Genomic DNA, 18,582 nt, shown 5'->3' on the forward strand with positions numbered 1-18,582 from the left:
TCTTTGATTCTTGAGTTTTGACGATGACGCCCTTGCCGCTTGAAATCTGCCTTGATGCCACCCTGAGCGACCCGCGCGTGGCTGCCTTTTTGCAAGAGCATCTGGACGATATGCACCGCACCTCGCCGCCGGAGTGCGTGTTTGCGCTGGACGTGGAAAAGCTGCGCGCGCCCGGCATTTATTTCTGGACGGCGTGGCAGGGCGAGCAGTTGGTGGGCACAGTCGCCCTCAAGCGGTTGGATGAGGCCCATGCTGAGCTGAAGTCCATGCGCAGCGCGGCCCGCTTGCGTGGCCACGGCATTGGCCGGCGCTTGCTGGCGCATGTGTTCGAGCAGGCGCGAGCCTTGGGCTTTCAGCGCCTGAGCCTGGAGACCGGCACCCACGCCTTTTTCGAGCCTGCCCATGGGCTGTATGAGCGCTATGGCTTTACCGACTGCGGGCCCTTCGCGGCCTATGCTGAAGACCCTAACAGCCGCTTCATGACTCTGACCCTGGCGCCGCGCTGATTTGCGGCGCAAGCGATACTGAGGCCTGCTTCAACACCCCTTCATTGGCACCATGCTGCAAGTTTCAAAATTGCTTTCTCAAGGCCAGGGCCTGGCGCCTGTGCTGCTCAAACGCGCGGCCACCGTTGAACTGGACTGGGACACGCGCCAGAAAAGCCGCTTCCAGGCCACCGACAGCGAAGGCCGCGAGCTGGGCGTGTTCTTGCCACGCGGCACGGTGGTGCGCGGTGGCGATGCGATGGTGGCAGAAGACGGCACCCTGCTGCGCGTGATTGCGGCGCCCCAGCCCTTGTTGCGCATCACTACTTGCCCCACCCATGGCTCGCCGTTCGATCTGACCCGCGCGGCTTACCACCTGGGCAACCGGCATGTGCCGATCAGCCTGCGCCCCGACCATCTGATGATCGAGCCCGACCACGTGCTGGCCGACATGCTGCGCGCCATGCACTTGAATGTGGACGAAGTGACGGCCGGCTTTGAGCCCGAAGGCGGAGCCTATGGCGCGGGTTCGACGGGCCATGGGCACGCGCATGAACACGGCCATGATCACAGTCATGCCGCCCCCGCCGCGCCCAAGGTGATTGCCATCCCGGTACGCGCTGCACCCGCGCCGCATGTGCACGGCCCCGGTTGCGGGCACGATCACGGCTGATGTCGGCGCTGCTGCAACTGTTGTGGCTGGCCTCGCCGGCCTTGCCTGTCGGCGGATTTTCTTATTCCGAGGGGCTGGAGGCGGCGGTTGCGCACGGTTGGGTTCACGACGAGGCGAGCGCCGCGCAGTACTTGTCTGAACAGCTTCAGTTGAGCCTGGGGCGCGGTGACTTGGCGGTGGTGGCGCAGGCCCTGCTGGCCTGGGATGCCGCCGACCATGCGCGGTTGCGCAGCCTGAACAACTGGGTGCTGCAGACGCGTGAGAGCCAGGAGTTTCGTTTGCAGTCAGCGCAGATGGGGCGTTCGCTGCTGCTTTGGCTGCGCAACCACGCCACCGCCACGCCCGAGCAGATCGAGGCCTGTACGGCGCTGGGCGACTTCACCTACCCCTTGGTGATGGCGCTCGCGCTGTCCGCCAGCGGCGCGGCCCATGGCGACGCCTTGCAGGCCTATGCCTTCGGCTGGGCCGAGAACATGGTGCAGGCCGCGATCAAATCAGTGCCCTTGGGCCAAAGCGCCGGGCAACGCATTCTGGCGCGGTTGACGGCAGGCATCCCGCCGGCAGTCGCTCACGCCATGAGCTTGGCGGACGCTGATCGGCAAGCTTTCTCGCCCATGCTGGCCATTCTTTCGGCGCGGCATGAAACTCAATACTCCCGACTGTTCAGATCCTGATGACTGCCAAACTCCACCACATCCCCCATCGCACCAAGAAACTGCCGCCCTTGCGTGTGGGCATCGGCGGGCCGGTGGGCTCCGGCAAAACCACGCTGCTGGAGATGCTGTGCAAGGCCATGCGTGAGCGCTGGGATCTTGTGGCCATCACCAACGACATCTACACCAAAGAAGATCAGCGCCTGCTGACCGTCAGCGGCGCCTTGCCCGCTGAGCGCATCATGGGCGTGGAGACTGGCGGCTGCCCGCACACAGCCATTCGTGAAGATGCCTCCATCAACCTGGAGGCCATCGACCGTATGCTGGCGCAGTTTCCCGATGCCGACGTGGTGTTCATTGAATCCGGTGGCGACAATCTGGCCGCCACCTTCAGCCCCGAACTGAGCGATTTGACGATCTACGTGATCGACGTCGCCGCCGGCGAGAAGATCCCCCGCAAGGGCGGCCCCGGCATCACCAAGAGCGATCTGTTCGTCATCAACAAAACCGATCTGGCCCCGCATGTGGGCGCTGACCTGGCGGTGATGCAGGCCGACACCCTGCGCATGCGCGGCCCCACCAAGCCCTTTGTGATGACCAATCTGAAGACCCTCAGCGGGCTGGATCAGGTGGTGAGCTACATCGAGCGCAAGGGCATGCTGGTGCAGGGCTGAGTGCGGGACGCCTGCTGCGTTAGAATTTCACCCGTCATTGGGGAGTAGTCGCCGCCGCCCGGCAAGGGTGAGCGGGCTCGCGTCAACATACTTGGTCAACACGGCCATGGCGCGCGCAGTGTGCATGCATACCTGGCAAGACCTTTGGCCATGCTGACCCGCATTGCGGCTGGTTTTGGCGTGGTCAATGGTTGTTGAACGGGATGATCAAAAATGCCGGCCGCGAAAGAACCCAATTCTCATGGAAGCCTTCCTCGTCTCTACCGGCATCGTCGCCCTCGCTGAAATCGGCGACAAGACCCAGTTGCTCGCCTTCTTGCTGGCGGCGCGTTTTCGCAAGCCCCTGCCTATCTGCCTGGGTATCTTCATTGCCACCGTGGTCAACCATGCTTTTGCAGGGGCTCTGGGTGCCTGGATCACTTCGCAACTCAGCCCCATGACGCTGCGGTGGGTTCTGGGCATCGGCTTTGTCGCCATGGCGGGCTGGATTTTTGTGCCCGACAAGATCGATGAGGAAGAAGAGAGCGGCGCCAAGCTCAAGCTGGGCGTTCTGGGTACCACCATCGTGGCATTTTTCATGGCCGAGATGGGCGACAAAACGCAGATTGCCACCGTGGCCTTGGCGGCGCGTTTTGACAGCCTTGTGGCCGTCGTGGCGGGCACCACGCTGGGCATGATGCTGGCCAATGTGCCCGCCGTGCTCTTGGGTGAGAAGCTCGCCGGGCGGGTGCCGGTGCGCCTGGTGCATGGCCTTGCTGCGCTGATTTTTGCGGTGCTGGGCGTGCTGACCCTGCTGGGCGCGGGGCAGCGCCTGGGGGTTTGAGCCCAGCCGCCGTCAGACGCTGGTTTTTGGGGAGTGGCAGGGTCAGGTCAGACGCGTCGAATGTCTTTTTGGGGACTTTGTTAATTAGAGTTAACACCCTATTGCTGACGTGTATAGACAACTAAGAAGGGTTAGTCCGGGTTTGCCCTTTGCAGGGATGCAAAAACAATAAAAGTCTGCTTATTGACGAGACTTGCTCTTGCCCGCAGTCCACTCCCGTATCACCGGGAAATAGTCGGGCAAGGGCATCGTCAAGCTCCCCCCCTTGACTTGCCTCTGAGAGGACAACATCCCTATGAAAACCAATCGCCTGTGCACTGCACTGGCCCTGATCTACGCCGGCGGCCTTGGCCTGGCCGGCTTGGCGCAGGCCCAGCAACAAGAAGTCCTGGAGCGCGTCACCGTGACCGGCTCCTCCATCAAGCGGCTTGAGTCCGAGACCGCCTTGCCGGTGACCGTGATCACCCGCGCGCAGATCGAGCAGACCGGTGCCACCAGCGTTGAAGACCTGCTGCGCCGCGTCTCAGCCAATTCGGGCGCGTTCTCCGATTCCACCCAAGGTTCCGGCTACGCTACCTCGAACGCCAACTTGCGCGGCCTGGGTGCCAACTCGACGCTGGTGTTGTTGAACGGTCGCCGCCTCGCCAACCACCCCTTCGGCTCCATCGGCGGCAATGTGTCGGTCGACCTGAACAGCATCCCGTTTGCCGCCATCGAGCGCGTCGAGGTACTGCGTGATGGCGCCTCCGCCGTTTACGGCACCGACGCTGTCGGCGGTGTGATCAACTTCATCACCCGCAAAGACTACAAGCACGGCGAACTCTCGGTGCGCTACGGCACCACGCAGCCGCGCATCGGCGGTGCTGAAGAGGGCGGCACGCTGTCCGTCGGGTTTGGTGATTACAACGCCGACCGCTTCAATCTGCTGATGACCGCCAATCTGCAGAAAAACACTCGCTTGCGCGCCATCGACCAGCAGCTGTACAACCGCTTTGGCGACATTCCCGATGCTGGCGCACCGACTTCGGGCCGTGCCTTTCCGGGCCGTTTGGTGGACCTGAACATCACGCCCGGCGCGTTTTCAACGTTGAACCCTGGCGCTGATTTCTCGGCTTGCGATCCTTCGGTCACCGTGCTGCAGACGCTGAGCGGCACCACGCCCAACGGCACAAAAAAGATGCGTTGCCGTTTCATCTATCCCGCCTCGTTGGACAATCTGCCCGACCAGGAGAAGGGCGACTTCTTCGGCCGCTTCAGCTTCAAGCTTGATCAAGACAACGAGCTGTTCGCGGAAGCCTCGTACGCGCGCGCCCACGGCATTGGCCGCATTGCGCCGGTGCCTATCGACTCGCTGGCAGGTCACTTCGACCGTACAACGGGCGAGTACCCCTCGTTCCAACTGCCCACCAGCAGCCGCTACTTCCCCAAAGACTTGCTGACCAAGCTGGGCTACACCGCAGCCGACTGGGACCCGAGCGGCACCGGCAGTGTTGAAGTGGCACTGCGTGCCGTGCCCCTGGGCAACCGCACCAACATCAACACCAATGAGCAAGAGCGTTTGGTGCTGGGCGCGCGCGGTTTGTTCTCTGGTTGGGACTACGACACGGGCCTGACTTACGCCAAGGCCAAGGGTTCGCTGGAGTACAAGAACTACGTCAACGAGGCCAAGTTCATCGCCGCACTCGCTACCGGCAACATCAACCCCTTCGGTCCTAGCGCTGACATGAGCGCCTGGAATAGCGCGCGGATGGAAGGCCCGATGCGCCAGTCCAGCAGCACCACGATCGAGTTGGACGCCAAGGCCAGCCGCGAAATCTTCAAGATGGATGGTGGCATGGCTGCCGTGGCCGTGGGTGTTGACTTCCGCAATGAAAAGGCAGAAGACAACCCCGTCAACGCCGACTACGCCGCAGGCCTGCACGTGGGTGGCGAAGGCACGGTGCCCGCAACCACGGCCTCGCGCTCGATCAGCGCCGTGTTCTCGGAATTGAGCCTGCCGTTCGCCAAGGGTTGGGAGGCCACGCTGGCCGCTCGTTTCGACCACTACAGCGACTTCGGCTCGACCTTCAATCCGCGTGCCGCCCTGCGTTATCAGCCGACCAAGGAAGTGATGTTCCGCGGTTCGTACGGTACCGGCTTCCGTGCGCCCACCCTGTGGGACGTGCACAGCCCCGCGTCGTTCACCAACAGCGCCAACCCGGCGACCGACAAGGCCTGCCCGGCCGCGATGCTGGCTGATGAAGACCCACGTTGCGTGGACAATCAGTTCAACGTGCTGAACACCGCGTCGGCCACCTTGAAGGCTGAGCGTTCCAAGCAGTACACCATCGGCATGGTGTTTGAGCCCACCAAGTCGATTTCCGCCACGCTGGACTACTGGTCGATCGAGAAAACCGACCAGATCAGCCAGGTCAGCGGCGATGCGATCTTGAGCGACAACTACCTGTTGAACCTGTACCAGTCGCGCATCCACCGCATCCAGACGGGCGCCAACGCCGGCATCATTTCCTACATCGACACACCGATCGAAAACCTGGGTGGCATGCGCACCTCGGGTCTGGACATCGACATCCGTGGCCGCCTGAACTTCCAGGAATACGGCAACCTGAACCTGGGCATCGCCGGCACCTATGTGCGCCAGTGGGAGCGTCAGGTCGGCAAGGACACGCCGTACATCAGCTACGTCGGTTCCGCCGGTGATGGCTCGGTGGTTCAGCCGGTGCCGCGCTGGCAGCACACGGCCACGGCCGAGTGGATCCGCGGCGTGTGGACCGTGGGCCTGGAAAACGTCTTCGTGAAGGGCTGGAACGAATCCGCGCTGCTGGTCTACAACAGCGTTGGCGGCAGTACCGACCACGATGTGAAGAACTCCAGCCGTTGGAACTTGTCCGCCAGCTACAAGGGCTTCAAGGACACGACGCTGCGTCTGGGCATGCGCAACGTGTTTGACCAAGCTGCGCCGTACACCGCAGTGCCTTCGTACGGCTCGCACGCCGCGGGCTATGCGGGCTCGTTCGTTGATGCACGTGGCCGCTTCATCTACGGCAGCATCGGTTATCAGTTCAAGTAAGAGCGCTTATCCAAACTCTCCTGGCCACGTTGCATTGACTGGCCAGTACCGCTTCGCGGAGTTTTGTCAGCCCCGCTGACTTTGCTGAGTTGAACCCAAGCCCTGCCGGCACATCCGGCAGGGCCTTTTCATTTGTGCGGTCGATATTTGCTGGCGGCGGCTCAGTCAGCGCAAGTCTGCCGAACGGCATGCTCCCAGTTCGCCATCAAGGCTTGCGCGCGCTCGCGTGGCATCGTCGGGTGGAAGGTTCGCTCCCCTTGCCAGTGCTGGCCCAGCGCTGCAATGTTGTCGTACACCCCGCAGCTCAGGCCGGCGAGGTAGGCGGCGCCCAGGGCGGTGGTTTCGATCACCTGCGGGCGCACCACCGGAATGCCCAGCAGGTCGGCCTGAAACTGCATCAGCAGGTCGTTCACGCAGGCGCCGCCGTCCACCCGCAGCTCGGTGACCGGTGCACCGCCAGCAGCCACCGCGTCGCGACTCATGGCCTGCAGCAGCGCGGCACTCTGGAAGGCAATGCTCTCCAGCGCGGCCCGCGCGATGTGCGCCACCGTGCTGCCCCGGCTCAGGCCGACGATGGCACCGCGCGCGTCGGCGTTCCAGTACGGCGCACCCAGGCCGGTAAAGGCGGGCACAAACATCACGCCGCCCGCGTCAGGCACGCTCTCGGCCAGGGCCTGCACCTCGCCGCTGCCCTTGATGGCGTGCAGGCCGTCGCGCAGCCACTGCACCACCGCACCGCCGATGAAGACACTGCCCTCCAGCGCGTACTGCGGCTGGGCATCGATTTGCGCGGCGCTGGTGCTGATCAAACCATTGGCGGAGGTTTGGCACTGCGCGCCGGTGTGCATCAGCATGAAGCAGCCGGTGCCGTAGGTGTTTTTGGCCATGCCGGCCTTGAAGCAGGCCTGGCCGAACAATGCGCTCTGCTGGTCGCCCGCCACGCCGCCGATGGTGATTTCACCCCCCAGATGCTGCGCCGCCACCTCGCCGTAGCGGTGGGATGAGGGATGCACCTCGGGCAGCACCGCGCGGGGGATGTCCAGCAGGCGCAGCAGCTCGTCGTCCCAGGTGTTGGTGTGCACATTGAAGAGCAGGGTGCGCGAGGCGTTGCTTACATCGGTGGCATGCACGCGCCCCTCGGTGAGGCGCCAGATCAGCCAGCTGTCAATGGTGCCGAAGGCCAGCTCGCCGCGCTCGGCCTGCGCGCGGGCGCCGGGGATGTGGTCGAGCAGCCATTTGAGCTTGCTGCCCGAGAAGTAGGCGTCAATCACCAGCCCGGTCTTTTTACGCACCAGCGGCCCCAGGCCCTGGGCGCGCAGCTCGGCACACAGCGGCTCGGTGCGGCGGTCTTGCCAGACGATGGCGTGGTGCAGCGGCGCGCCCGTCTTGCGGTTCCACAGCACCGTGGTTTCACGTTGGTTGGTGATGCCCAGCGCCGTGATATCGGTGGCGCCCAGGCCAGCCTGCGCCAGCGCCGCCCGCGCGGTGGCCAGCTGGCTGCACCAAATTTCATCGGCGTCGTGCTCCACCCAGCCCGGCTGCGGAAAAATCTGCCGAAACTCCTGCTGCGCCTGCGCCTTGATGCGGCCTTGCGGATCAAAAACAATGGCACGTGAGCTGGAAGTGCCTTGGTCTAGTGCAAGTAGATAGGTCATGCGGCAATGTAGCGTGACCCGTAGGGCTCGGCAATTATTGAGATTGCGCGGCCTGAAGTCGCAAGCGCAGGCAGGTCTTCGTTGAGCACCGCCTTGATCTTGCAACGCAATTGCGCCATGAAGACGCCCTTCTTGTTTCGCAAGGAGGCTGGGTCGCGCTGCACACTTCGCCGCGAACTGGTCATGCGCCTTTGGCGCTTCAGGGTACGTGCTGAAATACGAAATCGCGTCACCTCAGCTTGTCGTGTTGCTTGCCGTTCGGTATCAACATGAAGCCGACTATTACTGACCGACACTGACTGGCGAATTTCAACCCCATGGCGATACGATGTGGTGATGGATCATTTTGACGTACTGGTGGTGGGCGGCGGTATCAATGGCACAGGCGTAGCGCGTGATCTGGCTGGGCGGGGGTGGCGGGTGTTGTTGGCGGAGGCGCAAGACTTTGCTTCGCACACCTCGTCGGCATCGACCAAGCTGATTCATGGTGGGCTGCGCTACCTAGAGTATTACGAGTTCTCGCTGGTGCGCAAGGCCCTGCAGGAGCGTGAGGTGCTGCTGAAAAGCGCCCCGCACATCATGCGGCAGTTGCGCTTTGTGATGCCGCACGACGCGGCCATGCGCCCGGCCTGGATGATTCGCATGGGCCTGTTCCTCTACGACCACCTTGCCAAGCGCGAGTGGTTACCCGGCTCCACCGGCATCAATCTGCGCCGCTCCAAATACGGCGCTGCGTTGAAGACCCGCTACCGGCGCGGCTTTGCCTATTCAGACGGCTGGGTGGACGACGCCCGGCTGGTGATCCACTGCGCTATCGACGCGCGCGAGCGTGGCGCCGAAGTGCTGAGCCGCAGCCCCGTCACCCAGGTGCAGCGCGACGCCGAGGGCTGGACGGCCCGCATCGCCACCCCGCTGGGCGAGCGTGTGGTGCGTGCGCGTGCGCTGGTCAACGCCGCCGGCCCCTGGGCCGAGCAGTTTTTGCGTCAGGTAGCCCGCCCGGCGGGGCATGAAACCCTGGCCACGCAAAGCCTGCGCCTCGTCAAGGGCAGCCACATTGTGGTGAAGCGCCGCTTTGACCACGACCATGCCTATATTTTCCAAAACCCCGACAAGCGCATCATCTTTGCCATCCCCTACGAGCGGGACTTCACCCTCATTGGCACCACCGATGTGGAGGTGCCTGCCGCCGCCTTGAGCGGCCTCGCCAAGGTGTGCATCGGTGCCGACGAGATCGACTACCTGTGCGAGCAGGCCAGCCGTTACTTCACCCAGCCCGTGCAGCGCGAGGATGTCGTGTGGACCTATGCCGGCGTGCGGCCCTTGCTGGACGATGCCACCGGCAACGCCTCGGCCGTCACGCGCGACTATGCGCTTGAAACCCATGCCGATGGCGCGCCGCTGCTGACCGTGTGGGGCGGCAAGATCACCACCTTCCGCAAGCTGGCTGAAGATGCGGCCGACTTGGTGAGTCGCATGTTGGGCGAGTCGCGCCCGGCCTGGACCCTCGGGGCGCATTTGCCGGGCGGCGATTTCTCGGACTGGATCGGCGCTGCGCAAGCCGGCCCGGGCATCAACCCGCAGCGGCAGTTTGAGGCCTTGGTCGAGCGTCTGCGCCTGCAGCATGCCTACCTGCCCGCTACGCTGGCCCGGCGCCTGGCCCATGCCTACGGCGCCCGCGTCGCCAAGGTGTTGGGCGCGGCCCGCCAGCTCAGTGATCTGGGGGCCGAGGTGGCGCCCGGCTTGTTCGAGGCCGAGTTGCGTTACCTGCGTGATGAAGAATGGGCCTGCAGCGCGCACGACGTGCTGTGGCGCCGCAGCAAGCTGGGCCTGCATTGCAGCCCGGCGCAGCAGGCCGCGGTGGCCGAGTGGTTTGGGCCTTATGGCGAGGCCGGGGCGGCGGCGGGCGAGGCCAGCGGCTGCCCCTTCTCCACCACATAAACGCCCACCAGCTTGGCGGCCGCCGGGCTTTCATTGCGGGCGCTGTGCACCACCCCGGCGGGGATGACAAAGCCCTCGCCGGCCACCACCTTGCGCGGGGCTTGGCCGGCTACCAGCAAGACGGTTTCGCCCTCCAGCACATAACTGATTTCTTCACCGGGGTGGGTGTGCCAGCCCGCCACCGCGCCGGCGGGCAATTCAACCTTCATCACCACGCCCTCGCGGCCGGGCACCGACACATCGCCCTTGGTGACCAGGGTGCGGGTCAGCGTGGGGGCCGGGGCGGCGCTTTGCGCCGTGGCGAGGGTCGGGCTCAGCCCTGCGGCGGCGAGGCAAAGGCCCAGGGTCAGCGTTTGAAGACTTGTGTTCATGAACAGCCTTTCAGGTGGCGGTGGAGGGGCTGGCTTGATCGTAGGGCCGGCGCTGGCGCGGCCCATCGGTGCAAATCCCGGTATGCAGGGGAGGGGTCACGGGGGGGCACGGGGTATCCACGGGTTGCGCCCGCTCTACCGCACCAGCCCGTCAGTCCAAAAACGGCGCCAGTTTGCTCGGGAACACCATGCTCTGGCTGGAGCGCAGCACCACGCCGTTTTTGAAGTGCACGTTGAGGCGCATGGGGTAGCCGGTTTGATCGGGCTCGATGTTCCAGTCCCACACGTCTTCGCCGCTGAGCGGGAAGAATACCCGGCTGCGCTCGGTGCCCAGGATGCGGCTGACCTGCTCGGGGCGCAGCCCCGGCACGATGCGGGCGCGCTCGGCGGGCGAGAGGCCGTCGCGCAGGCGCAGCAGCTTGTCATCTGGCCCCACGGTCACCATCCAGCAGCGCACGCCAAAGGGCTGCTGGGCGTATTCCAGCGTTTGCGCGCCCTCCGCCTCATCCCATGTGCGGGTGGGTGCGCCATGCCGGGCCAGCACCTCGGCGCGGCTGCTCAGGCCCGGTTGCAGTGCTGAAAAATCGCCCGGCAGGCCGGCGCAGCCGCTGAGGCCACCAAGCGCCAGCAGGCCGGCCAGGGTCAACGCCTGAGTCAAGTTGAGGCAGGGGCGTTTCATGGGTGAGTGGGGTTTGAACATCAGAGGTCTCCAGGCGCCAAGGCAGGATGCCACGCCACGCCAAGCCCTTCAATCGCGCAGATAGGGCGGCAGCCGGGCGCCGCAGTGGCGGCAAAAATCGGAGTCGGGCTGGTGGCCTTCGCTCAAGCAGGCCTGGCAGCTGCGCGTGGTGATTTTGGCGGGAAATTGAAAGCGCTGTGCGCTGAGTTCAGACGTCACGATGCCGGTGGGCACGGCCAAAATGCCCCAGCCCAGCAGCATCATCAGCGAGGCAATGGCGCGGCCCAAATCGGTCTTGGGTGTGATGTCGCCAAAGCCCACCGTGGTCAGGGTAGAAATTGCCCAATACACACTCACCGGGATGCTGGTGAAGCCGTGCGACGGCCCCTCCACCACGTACATCACCGTGCCCATGATCAGCACCACCGTGAGGACGACCGACAAAAACACCATGATCTTGCGCCCGCTGGCGCGCAGCGCGCGGCCCAGGCTGATGGTTTCCTGCATGTAGGCGTTGAGCTTCAGGATGCGGAACACCCGCAGCAGGCGCAGCGCCCGCACATCCACCAGCGCGTACAGGCTGGGCTCCAGAATCGCCAGGTAGGTGGGCAGCACGGCCAACAGGTCGACGATGCCGTAGAAGCTCAGCGCGTAGCGCAGCGGCCGCTGCACGCAGGCCAACCGCAGCACATATTCAAGCGTGAAGGCGGCGGTGAAAAAGTACTCCAGCGCCGCAAACCAGGCCCCGTAACGCTCGCGCAGGCCGGTCACGCTCTCCAGCACCACCAGGGCCACGCTGACCATCACCATCACCATCAGCGTCAAGTCAAAGCGGCGCCCGGCCCGGGTGTCGGCCTCGAAGATGACGGTGTAGACCCGCAGCCGCCAGCCGCTCAGTGGGCGGCCCAGCGAGGAGGGCGGGGTGGCTGTGGGTGGCGTCATGGATGAATCACGAGGCGGCATGGGGCGCAGGGTAACTCAACGCAGGCCCTGTCTTGCCGTCACTTGTGGGTTCAAGACGTAATCATTCGTCGTTATTGTTGACTTGCGGACCACCCGTAACAGCCCCGACCTCGCTTGCGCTCAGAACTCGCGGAGAGGCGCGGTCAAGTGTCGTCATTCTTGACTTCCGGATCACTGCTTGAAAAAAGCTGGGTACCGTCGGGATTGCTAAAAGTCAGCACCACTCCTTTGGTAACGGTGCGGTTATCGGGCATGCTTACGGCCACGCTGCCATTGCTGATGGGGGCATAGTTGTAGCTGGCAAAGTTAGTCGAGACCGGCAGTGTCTTGAAGACGGCGGCTTGCAGAAGCAACACTGAGTCGGGGTGCTGCAGGAAATTACACGCCGTCGACGTGGGCGAGACTTGCAGCGGTGATTTGACCTGCGTGTAGCTGCCATCTTCGTTCAGAATGAAATAGCTGCATTGCGCAAATCCGCCGACGGAAATTGCCTTGACGTAATACTGTTCAGATGTCATGAGGTAGTCCTCCCTGCTTGACTTGAATGATTTCAGGATGGGTTGCGTTGCTGCAGCCAGATGCGTTCTGATTCGACTGCGGCGTCGCGACCCAGGCAGGAATGTGCTTGAACCCAGGTCTCTGTGATCTCGAAATGAAGCCGCAAAAGTCGACGTTGTCCTTGCAGTTCGGCAATCAGCAACCTGCATTGAGCTTGCGCCAAATCTGTTTGATGCTCCGCCTGTCTCAATTCGGCTAGCGCCATGCGCGTACGAGCTTGTTCGGTGTAAAGGGAAATGTTTTCCTGGCCTTGCGCGGTAGCTTGGACCAGTGCGCCAAGCAGTGGTTCCAGAAGTTCAAGGGCTTCGGTTCTCTTATGGAGGGCTTCTAAATGGCGACTCAACGCAAGTGTCATTCGCGCTCTCACAGGAAGGCGCCGCGTAGCAAAGGCCGCAGTGGCGCCTTGATCTTGCTTTAGCCAAGAGGTCAGAAGCGCGCGCAGGCGGGGAATCGAGTCAACTGCAGTCGAGTTATCGGCCAATCCAAGTTCCGCTTGGGCGAGTCGATTCAATGCGACGCGGTCATTCGGTTCTTGTTCTAGCAGGCCTTGCAATAGGGCTTTCGCACGCTGTAACTCAGAGGCAGCCAGGGGCCGCGCTTTTAGGCGAAAAAGGTTGTTACCCAAATGGATGCGCATCAGCGCTTCTTCAGAGACCCAGACCAGGTCATTCGGTGCAAGCAGTCGTGCTGAAGCCAGATATTGCAATCCAGCTTCAAATTCGCGGCGAGCCGGTGCAAACTCGCCTTGCATTTGCAACGTCCTACCGAGCCAGCTATGGCTATTCGCCAAGCCCGACAGTAAATCCAGATTGTTAGGCTTGAGCTTAAGTGCCTGCTGCTTTAGTTCCATGGATCCACGAAATCGTGCTGTTGCTCCCAGCAGTTCCCCGGTATCTAGCAACAAAGATCCCAAGCTGTTCTCCGCATAAGACAACTCAACCAGCGGATCAAACTCCCCCGGCGCTGCCGCCAGCCATTCCGCGCTGCGGCGGCGGTAGTCCTCCCAGGCGGCACGCGCCGGCCCAAACTGCCGCTTGGTGTAATAAATATGGCCCTCCCAAAATGCCGCTGTGCCTTGGGCTTTGCGCCAGTCGGTGGCGGCAACTCCAGCGGGCGGCGGGCCGGCCAGCAGGCGGCGGGCGGTTTTCAAGGGTTCAATCGCGGTGTCGAGTTCGCGTTTGGAGACGCTCACCTCGCCCAGCACCGTCAAGGCCTTGGCGCGTTGCAGGAGGCTGGTGGGGCTGGCTTGCGCGTCGGGGGACGCGCTCAGGTGGGCCAGGGCCTTGGCGCCCACGCTGTTCAGCAACTCCAGGCGGCCGATGGGGCGCAGTTTGTCGGCAAAATCACCGAGCAAGTAACCCAGCAGGTCATCGGCATCGGCGCTGCGCTGGCGGGCAACTTTTTCGGCCCGTTCAGCCCGCCAGGACTGGGCGACGCTGAGGGTGGTGAGCCCTGCCAGAGAGAGGGCTGCGGTCGTACCGGCCGCCACGCCCCAGCGGTGCCGACGCACAAACTTGAGTGTGCGGTACCAGGCGCTGTCGGGGCGGGCGCTGATGGGCTCATGGGCCAGCCAGCGGCGCAGGTCGTCAGCCAGGGCGGCGGCGTTGGTGTAGCGTTCGGCCGGCACTTTTTTGAGCGCCTTGGCGACGATGGTGTCCAAGTCGCCCCGCAATTCGCGCGCCAGTTTGGCACTGTGCGTCAGTGCCTTTGGGCCGGGTGCGGGTTTGCGGCCCTGGCTGCGCACCGCGTCGGAGAGCTTTTGGGGTTCCACCTCCACCACGGTGCGCATGCGCTCCAGCGGAGTGGTTTGGGTTTCGGTGCCTCGGGTGGTGGGGTGCAGGCCGCTGAGCAGCAGGTAGAGCAGTACGCCCAGGGCGTACACGTCCGTGGCGGTGGTGACTTCTTCGCCTTGAACCTGCTCTGGCGCGGCAAAGCGGGGCGTGTAGGCGCGGCCGGCCTGTTGCGTCAGCTCGCTCTCGCCGGCGTGCGCGGCGGAGCCAGCCGATCCATTATCCGGGCTTTCGTCCAGTAGCTTGGCGATGCCAAAGTCCAACAGCTTCACCTCGCCTGCGGGCGTGACGAGGATGTTTGACGGCTTGACGTCGCGGTGCAGGATCAACCGGGTGTGCGCATGGGCCACGGCGGCCAGCACGTCTTGAAACAGGCGCACGCGCTGGCGGGTGTCGAGCGAGCGACTGTTGCAGTAGCGATCAATCGGCTCGCCGGCAATGTATTCCAGCACCAGATAGGGCGTGGCGGACTCGGGCAGCACCCCGGCGTCCAGCAGGCGGGCGATGTGCGGGTGGGCCAGGCGCGCCAGGATCTGCCCCTCGCGGGCGAAGCGTTGTGCCGCGCCCTGGCCCAGCAGGTGCTCTCCCAAGAATTTGATGGCAACCTGGCCCTCGAAGCGCCCGTCGGTGCGCTCGGCCAACCACACGGCGCCCATGCCGCCCTGGCCGATCTGGCGCAGCAGGGTGTAGGCGCCCACCTGCTGGCCAGCGGCGTGCAGCGGGGTGGGGGGCGTTGTGGGCGCTGTTGCCGGCGGCATGGCGGCCAGCAGGGGCGGCGCCAAATAGTTTTGGGCATGGTGGCCGGCCTGGCGGGCCAGCAATTCGGCAAGGTCGGCGGCCAGTTCGGGGTCTTGGGCCCGGATTTGCAGCAGGCGGGCGGCGCGGGCTTGCTGGGCGTTGGGCCCGGTGAGGTCCAGCAATTCGTCCAGCAGGGGGCTGAGTTGGGGCCAGCGGGCTTTGTCGATCTCGCGCATGCGGGGGCTCAGGTTTGCAGGGCGATGGAGAGAAACAGCCGGGCCTTTTGCCAGTCGCGCTGCACGGTGCGTTCAGTGATGCCTAGGCTCAAGGCGATTTCAGACTCCAGCAGTCCGCCGAAGTAACGCATTTCCACCACGTGCGCCAGCCGGGGCTCCATCGCCGCCAGTTCTGCCAGGGCTTCATGCACGCGCATGATTTCGTCGTCACGCTGGGCGGGTAGTTCGGCGATGGCGGTGTTGAAGGTGACTTCGTGCCAGTCGTTGCCGCCGCGCCGTTGGGCCTGGCGGGCCCGCACCATGTCGATCACGATGTTGTGCATCACCTTGGCGGCATAAGCCAAAAAGTGGCCGCGATCGGCAAATTCCAGCTGCCCCTGGGCCTGCAGACGCAGGTAGGACTCGTGCACCAAGCCGGTGGCGTCCAGCAGGGTTATCTCGCCCGAGCGTTGAATGCGGCTGTGCGCCAACCGCTGCAGGTCGGCATACAGCAGTTGCATGGCTTGCGCGCCCGCTTGGGCATCGCCAGCGGCGGCGGCCTGAAGCATTTGGGTGATTTCGCTGGCGCTGGTGCTCACTTTGGGATGGGGCTGGCTGGGGATGGGATGCGGGGGGCGGACAAGACCTAAGTTAGATCGAAGCAAGATTCTCGCCGGAGTCGGTGAAACCTATGCTTTTAAAAATATTTTGAGCCTGGCGTGTCGGGTATGGCGACTCGATTGCGTTTCAAGTGATGAGGGCATGATTGTTCGCAAGGTCTGGGGAGGCCTGTTGGAGAACGCGCGCTGCAGTCATGGCCTCAACTTTATTCCTCGTGAGCTCCCTATGCCTTTGCACCCTGCCGAGATGGATTCACCGCTGCCCTTGGGTTCAACATTGGCTCAGCCGTCAAACAGGTCGTCAGACCAACCTGCAAGCCCGCCGAGCCGGGTGGTGGTGGCGTTGCCGGACAAGGCCGCGCTGGCGCAGTTGCTGCACAGGGAGTTGTTGAGCAGCCGCCGCTTCGGTGCGGAGCCCGCGCTGCTGCTGATCGCGCCTCACAGCCTTCACCGCGACGGCCCGCAAGAGATCAGTGATTTGCAGCGCGGTGCTGTGCTGGTGGCGCTGGGTGACCGTTTGCGTGCGCGGGTGCGGGCCCGCGATGTGGTGGCGCGCGTAGGGCAAGATTTGTTTGCCGTGATCCTGCAGAACATGGCGCAGGTCAAGCCTTTGTTGGTGCAGCAACGCCTGGCGCGGCAATTGGGCGGTACGTATGAGGTGCAGCAGCAGGGCATTGCCTTGAGCCTGCGCATGGCCTCCGCCTGCGGCGTGGGGCAGCGCTTGTGCGCCAGGGATTTGCTGGGGCTGGCGCTGCAAGCCTTGCAGGGTGAGCGGCAAAAAATCCACCATCTGCCTGTGAGCGAGGCCTCCGCGCGCCATCTGCTTGGACGCTGAGTGTGCGCCAGGCGGCGCGGATGGTGTGCCGATTGGCCTACTTGTGTGACAAGCTGTCACACCGTGAAGTTAAGCTTGTGTGCTGGCGCGGGTGGGTTATACCGGCTGCGACCTGGTTCAAACTTCTTACTTCAAGCTCTATGCTCAAGCTCAAAATCTCGGTGGCGCTGCTGTCGCTGGCGGCTCTGTCAGCCTGTTCCACATCGGGCCCGGGGGCTACGCCCGCAGCCACCCCGCCTGCGGCGCAAGCCAGCGCGGCACCTGCGCCCAAGCTGCTGGTGTTCATGGTGATTGACGGCCTGCCCATGCGCCAGGTGCTGGCGTACCGGGATCAGCTGCAGCCCGACGGCTTCAAGCGCTTTTTGGATCGGGGCACCTGGTTTGCCGATGCCCATTACGCCCATGGCCACACGGTGACGGCGGCCGGCCATTCGGTGATGCTGACGGGCGCTTACCCGCAGCGCACCAGCATCATCGGCAATGAATGGGTCGACCCCAAAACCGGCCAGTCGGTGTACTGCACCAGCGATGCCGCCTACACCTATATCGATAACAAGACGGCGCCGCTGGCCGGCACCAGCCCGCGCAATCTGCATGCTGAAACGGTGGGCGATGTGCTACGCGAGCAAGACCCGGCGGCCAAGGTGATTGCGGTGTCGGGCAAGGACCGCGGGGCGATTTTGCCGGGCGGCCACAAGGGCCAAGCGTATATGTTCATGGGTGAGACGGGCCAGTTCGCCTCCAGCACTTATTACATGAGCGAGCACCCGCAGTGGGTGAAGAACTTCAACGCCGCCAAGCCGGCCGATGCCTATTTCCACAAGACCTGGGCGCCACTGCTGCCTGAGGCGGCCTACGCCCGTTCGGTGCCGGACGGCCAGGCCTGGCAGGCCGACGCGGGCAATGGCAACCGCCTGCCTGTGGTGCTGGGTGCCAAGTTGGACCAAATCGGCCCGCAGTTCTATCCGAAAATTTTGCCCACACCTTTTGGCGATGAACTGACTCTGGCCTTCGCCCGTGCGGCGATCGAGGGAGAAGGCCTGGGCGGCGGCACGCGCGCCAAGACAGATTTGTTGTCGGTGAGCTTGTCCAGCCACGACTACGTGAACCACGCCTTTGGTCCGGAGTCGCGTTTGTCGCACGACCACTTCCTGTACCTGGATCGTTACCTGCAGGGATTCTTTCAGTACCTGGACGCCAAGATCGGTGCCGGTAACTACGTGGCCGTACTGACCGCCGACCACGGCTTTGCCGACACGCCGGAGTGGGCTCGCACGCAAGGCCGTGACGCCGGCCGTGTGGACCCGGGCAAGATGATCGCGGCGCTCAATGCCAGCCTGGCCGCTCAGTTCGGCGCCGGGACTTGGGTGACGCACGCTTCGGCGGCGGGGCTGTTGTTCAACGAGCCCTTGATCGCCCAGCGCGGCCTCAAGTCAGCGGTGGTGTACCAGGCTGCCAAGGGCTTGCTGTTGAAGATGGACGGCATTGCCGATGTCTTCACGCTGGCGCAACTGCAGAGCGATGACAAGCAAACGCCGTATCTGGATGCGATGCGCAAGTCTTGGCACCCCGACCGTGCGGCGCCGCTGCAGATTGTGGCAAAACCGGGCTGGCTGTTTTCGAGCCGGCCGCAAGGCAGCTCGCACGGCACGCCTTATGCCTACGACACCCATGTGCCGATGCTCACCTGGGGCCCCGCCTGGGTGGGGCAGGGCGAGGTGAAGGGCGCTGTTGAAGTGGCTGATCTGGCGCCCACGCTGGCGCAGCTCCTCCACGTGCGTGTGCCTGCCCAGGCGCAAGGCCGGGCGTTGCCTTTGCCTGCGCCGACGCTTGCGCATTGAT

At 63.9% G+C, this 18,582-nt stretch carries 17 protein-coding genes and 1 riboswitch; of the genes, 9 read left to right on the forward strand and 8 right to left on the reverse strand.

What is annotated here, in order from left to right; genetic code table 11:
- Window positions 1–23 precede the first annotated feature (23 nt).
- From PRZ01_RS06750 to PRZ01_RS06775, 6 genes are all read left to right on the forward strand, one after another.
- Window positions 24–506 carry a GNAT family N-acetyltransferase gene (locus PRZ01_RS06750; protein WP_273596009.1) on the forward strand — a complete coding sequence of 161 codons (483 nt, stop codon included), beginning with the start codon at window positions 24–26 and terminating at the stop codon, window positions 504–506.
- Between the two features lie 52 nt (window positions 507–558).
- Window positions 559–1,158 (forward strand): urease accessory protein UreE, encoded by a 600-nt coding sequence (ureE, locus tag PRZ01_RS06755; protein ID WP_273596010.1) that lies wholly within the window; start codon window positions 559–561, stop codon window positions 1,156–1,158.
- Window positions 1,158–1,832: an urease accessory protein UreF gene (locus tag PRZ01_RS06760; RefSeq protein WP_273596011.1), complete on the forward strand. Its 675-nt coding sequence runs from the start codon at window positions 1,158–1,160 to the stop codon at window positions 1,830–1,832. Before ureE ends, PRZ01_RS06760 begins: the two co-directional genes overlap by 1 nt.
- The gene (gene ureG, locus PRZ01_RS06765) at window positions 1,832–2,485 is read left to right on the forward strand and encodes an urease accessory protein UreG (protein ID WP_273596012.1); all 654 of its coding nucleotides are present in this window, start codon (window positions 1,832–1,834) and stop codon (window positions 2,483–2,485) included. Before PRZ01_RS06760 ends, ureG begins: the two co-directional genes overlap by 1 nt.
- 27 nt (window positions 2,486–2,512) lie before the next feature.
- Window positions 2,513–2,698: riboswitch (yybP-ykoY riboswitch) on the forward strand.
- Between the two features lie 28 nt (window positions 2,699–2,726).
- A complete protein-coding gene (locus tag PRZ01_RS06770; RefSeq protein WP_273596013.1) occupies window positions 2,727–3,308 on the forward strand; it encodes a TMEM165/GDT1 family protein in 582 nt (193 codons plus the stop codon).
- Between the two features lie 295 nt (window positions 3,309–3,603).
- Complete coding sequence (locus PRZ01_RS06775) at window positions 3,604–6,378, forward strand: TonB-dependent receptor (protein ID WP_273596014.1); 2,775 nt, start codon at window positions 3,604–3,606, stop codon at window positions 6,376–6,378.
- Between the two features lie 161 nt (window positions 6,379–6,539).
- Here PRZ01_RS06775 and glpK read toward each other — a convergent pair whose 3' ends face one another.
- Complete coding sequence (glpK, locus tag PRZ01_RS06780) at window positions 6,540–8,033, reverse strand: glycerol kinase GlpK (protein ID WP_273596015.1); 1,494 nt, start codon at window positions 8,031–8,033, stop codon at window positions 6,540–6,542.
- A complete protein-coding gene (locus tag PRZ01_RS06785; RefSeq protein ID WP_273596016.1) occupies window positions 8,030–8,218 on the reverse strand; it encodes a hypothetical protein in 189 nt (62 codons plus the stop codon). Before PRZ01_RS06785 ends, glpK begins: the two co-directional genes overlap by 4 nt.
- 151 nt (window positions 8,219–8,369) lie before the next feature.
- On the opposite strand from PRZ01_RS06785, the gene glpD reads away from it, so the two are divergent.
- Complete coding sequence (glpD, locus tag PRZ01_RS06790; protein ID WP_273596017.1) at window positions 8,370–9,971, forward strand: glycerol-3-phosphate dehydrogenase; 1,602 nt, start codon at window positions 8,370–8,372, stop codon at window positions 9,969–9,971.
- On the opposite strand, the gene PRZ01_RS06795 is transcribed toward glpD, so the two are convergent.
- The 6 genes from PRZ01_RS06795 to PRZ01_RS06820 form a co-directional block, all read right to left on the reverse strand.
- Window positions 9,911–10,342: a cupin domain-containing protein gene (locus PRZ01_RS06795; protein WP_273596018.1), complete on the reverse strand. Its 432-nt coding sequence runs from the start codon at window positions 10,340–10,342 to the stop codon at window positions 9,911–9,913. The genes glpD and PRZ01_RS06795 overlap by 61 nt on opposite strands.
- 151 nt (window positions 10,343–10,493) lie before the next feature.
- Window positions 10,494–11,021: an outer membrane protein assembly factor BamE gene (locus PRZ01_RS06800; RefSeq protein WP_273596019.1), complete on the reverse strand. Its 528-nt coding sequence runs from the start codon at window positions 11,019–11,021 to the stop codon at window positions 10,494–10,496.
- 69 nt (window positions 11,022–11,090) lie between these two features.
- Window positions 11,091–11,963 (reverse strand): ion transporter, encoded by an 873-nt coding sequence (locus PRZ01_RS06805; RefSeq protein ID WP_273596020.1) that lies wholly within the window; start codon window positions 11,961–11,963, stop codon window positions 11,091–11,093.
- A 164-nt stretch (window positions 11,964–12,127) separates the two neighbouring features.
- Entirely contained in the window at window positions 12,128–12,502 is a 375-nt protein-coding gene (locus PRZ01_RS06810) for a hypothetical protein (RefSeq protein ID WP_273596021.1), read from the reverse strand.
- Between the two features lie 32 nt (window positions 12,503–12,534).
- Entirely contained in the window at window positions 12,535–15,306 is a 2,772-nt protein-coding gene (locus tag PRZ01_RS06815; RefSeq protein WP_273596022.1) for a serine/threonine-protein kinase, read from the reverse strand.
- Window positions 15,307–15,314: 8 nt separating this feature from the next.
- Window positions 15,315–15,884, reverse strand: a complete 570-nt coding sequence (locus PRZ01_RS06820; RefSeq protein WP_273596023.1) for an ECF-type sigma factor — start codon at window positions 15,882–15,884, stop codon at window positions 15,315–15,317.
- A gap of 247 nt (window positions 15,885–16,131) precedes the next feature.
- On the opposite strand from PRZ01_RS06820, the gene PRZ01_RS06825 reads away from it, so the two are divergent.
- On the forward strand, window positions 16,132–16,740 hold the full coding sequence (locus PRZ01_RS06825; protein WP_273596024.1) for a diguanylate cyclase domain-containing protein: 609 nt from the start codon (window positions 16,132–16,134) through the stop codon (window positions 16,738–16,740).
- 140 nt (window positions 16,741–16,880) lie between these two features.
- On the forward strand, window positions 16,881–18,581 hold the full coding sequence (locus tag PRZ01_RS06830) for an alkaline phosphatase family protein (RefSeq protein WP_273596025.1): 1,701 nt from the start codon (window positions 16,881–16,883) through the stop codon (window positions 18,579–18,581).
- Window position 18,582 lies beyond the last annotated feature (1 nt).

The sequence above is a fragment of the Roseateles koreensis genome (assembly GCF_028595305.1).
GTDB lineage: Bacteria > Pseudomonadota > Gammaproteobacteria > Burkholderiales > Burkholderiaceae_C > Paucibacter_A > Paucibacter_A koreensis.

Bases quoted from the DNA above. Each gene is read 5' to 3' on its own strand.
- PRZ01_RS06750 (WP_273596009.1), top strand. From the start codon at position 24: ATGACGCCCTTGCCGCTTGAAATCTGCCTTGATGCCACCCTGAGCGAC.
- ureE (WP_273596010.1), top strand. From the start codon at position 559: ATGCTGCAAGTTTCAAAATTGCTTTCTCAAGGCCAGGGCCTGGCGCCT.
- PRZ01_RS06760 (WP_273596011.1), top strand. From the start codon at position 1,158: ATGTCGGCGCTGCTGCAACTGTTGTGGCTGGCCTCGCCGGCCTTGCCT.
- ureG (WP_273596012.1), top strand. From the start codon at position 1,832: ATGACTGCCAAACTCCACCACATCCCCCATCGCACCAAGAAACTGCCG.
- PRZ01_RS06770 (WP_273596013.1), top strand. From the start codon at position 2,727: ATGGAAGCCTTCCTCGTCTCTACCGGCATCGTCGCCCTCGCTGAAATC.
- PRZ01_RS06775 (WP_273596014.1), top strand. From the start codon at position 3,604: ATGAAAACCAATCGCCTGTGCACTGCACTGGCCCTGATCTACGCCGGC.
- glpK (WP_273596015.1), bottom strand. From the start codon at position 8,033: ATGACCTATCTACTTGCACTAGACCAAGGCACTTCCAGCTCACGTGCC.
- PRZ01_RS06785 (WP_273596016.1), bottom strand. From the start codon at position 8,218: ATGACCAGTTCGCGGCGAAGTGTGCAGCGCGACCCAGCCTCCTTGCGA.
- glpD (WP_273596017.1), top strand. From the start codon at position 8,370: ATGGATCATTTTGACGTACTGGTGGTGGGCGGCGGTATCAATGGCACA.
- PRZ01_RS06795 (WP_273596018.1), bottom strand. From the start codon at position 10,342: ATGAACACAAGTCTTCAAACGCTGACCCTGGGCCTTTGCCTCGCCGCC.
- PRZ01_RS06800 (WP_273596019.1), bottom strand. From the start codon at position 11,021: ATGAAACGCCCCTGCCTCAACTTGACTCAGGCGTTGACCCTGGCCGGC.
- PRZ01_RS06805 (WP_273596020.1), bottom strand. From the start codon at position 11,963: ATGACGCCACCCACAGCCACCCCGCCCTCCTCGCTGGGCCGCCCACTG.
- PRZ01_RS06810 (WP_273596021.1), bottom strand. From the start codon at position 12,502: ATGACATCTGAACAGTATTACGTCAAGGCAATTTCCGTCGGCGGATTT.
- PRZ01_RS06815 (WP_273596022.1), bottom strand. From the start codon at position 15,306: ATGCGCGAGATCGACAAAGCCCGCTGGCCCCAACTCAGCCCCCTGCTG.
- PRZ01_RS06825 (WP_273596024.1), top strand. From the start codon at position 16,132: ATGCCTTTGCACCCTGCCGAGATGGATTCACCGCTGCCCTTGGGTTCA.
- PRZ01_RS06830 (WP_273596025.1), top strand. From the start codon at position 16,881: ATGCTCAAGCTCAAAATCTCGGTGGCGCTGCTGTCGCTGGCGGCTCTG.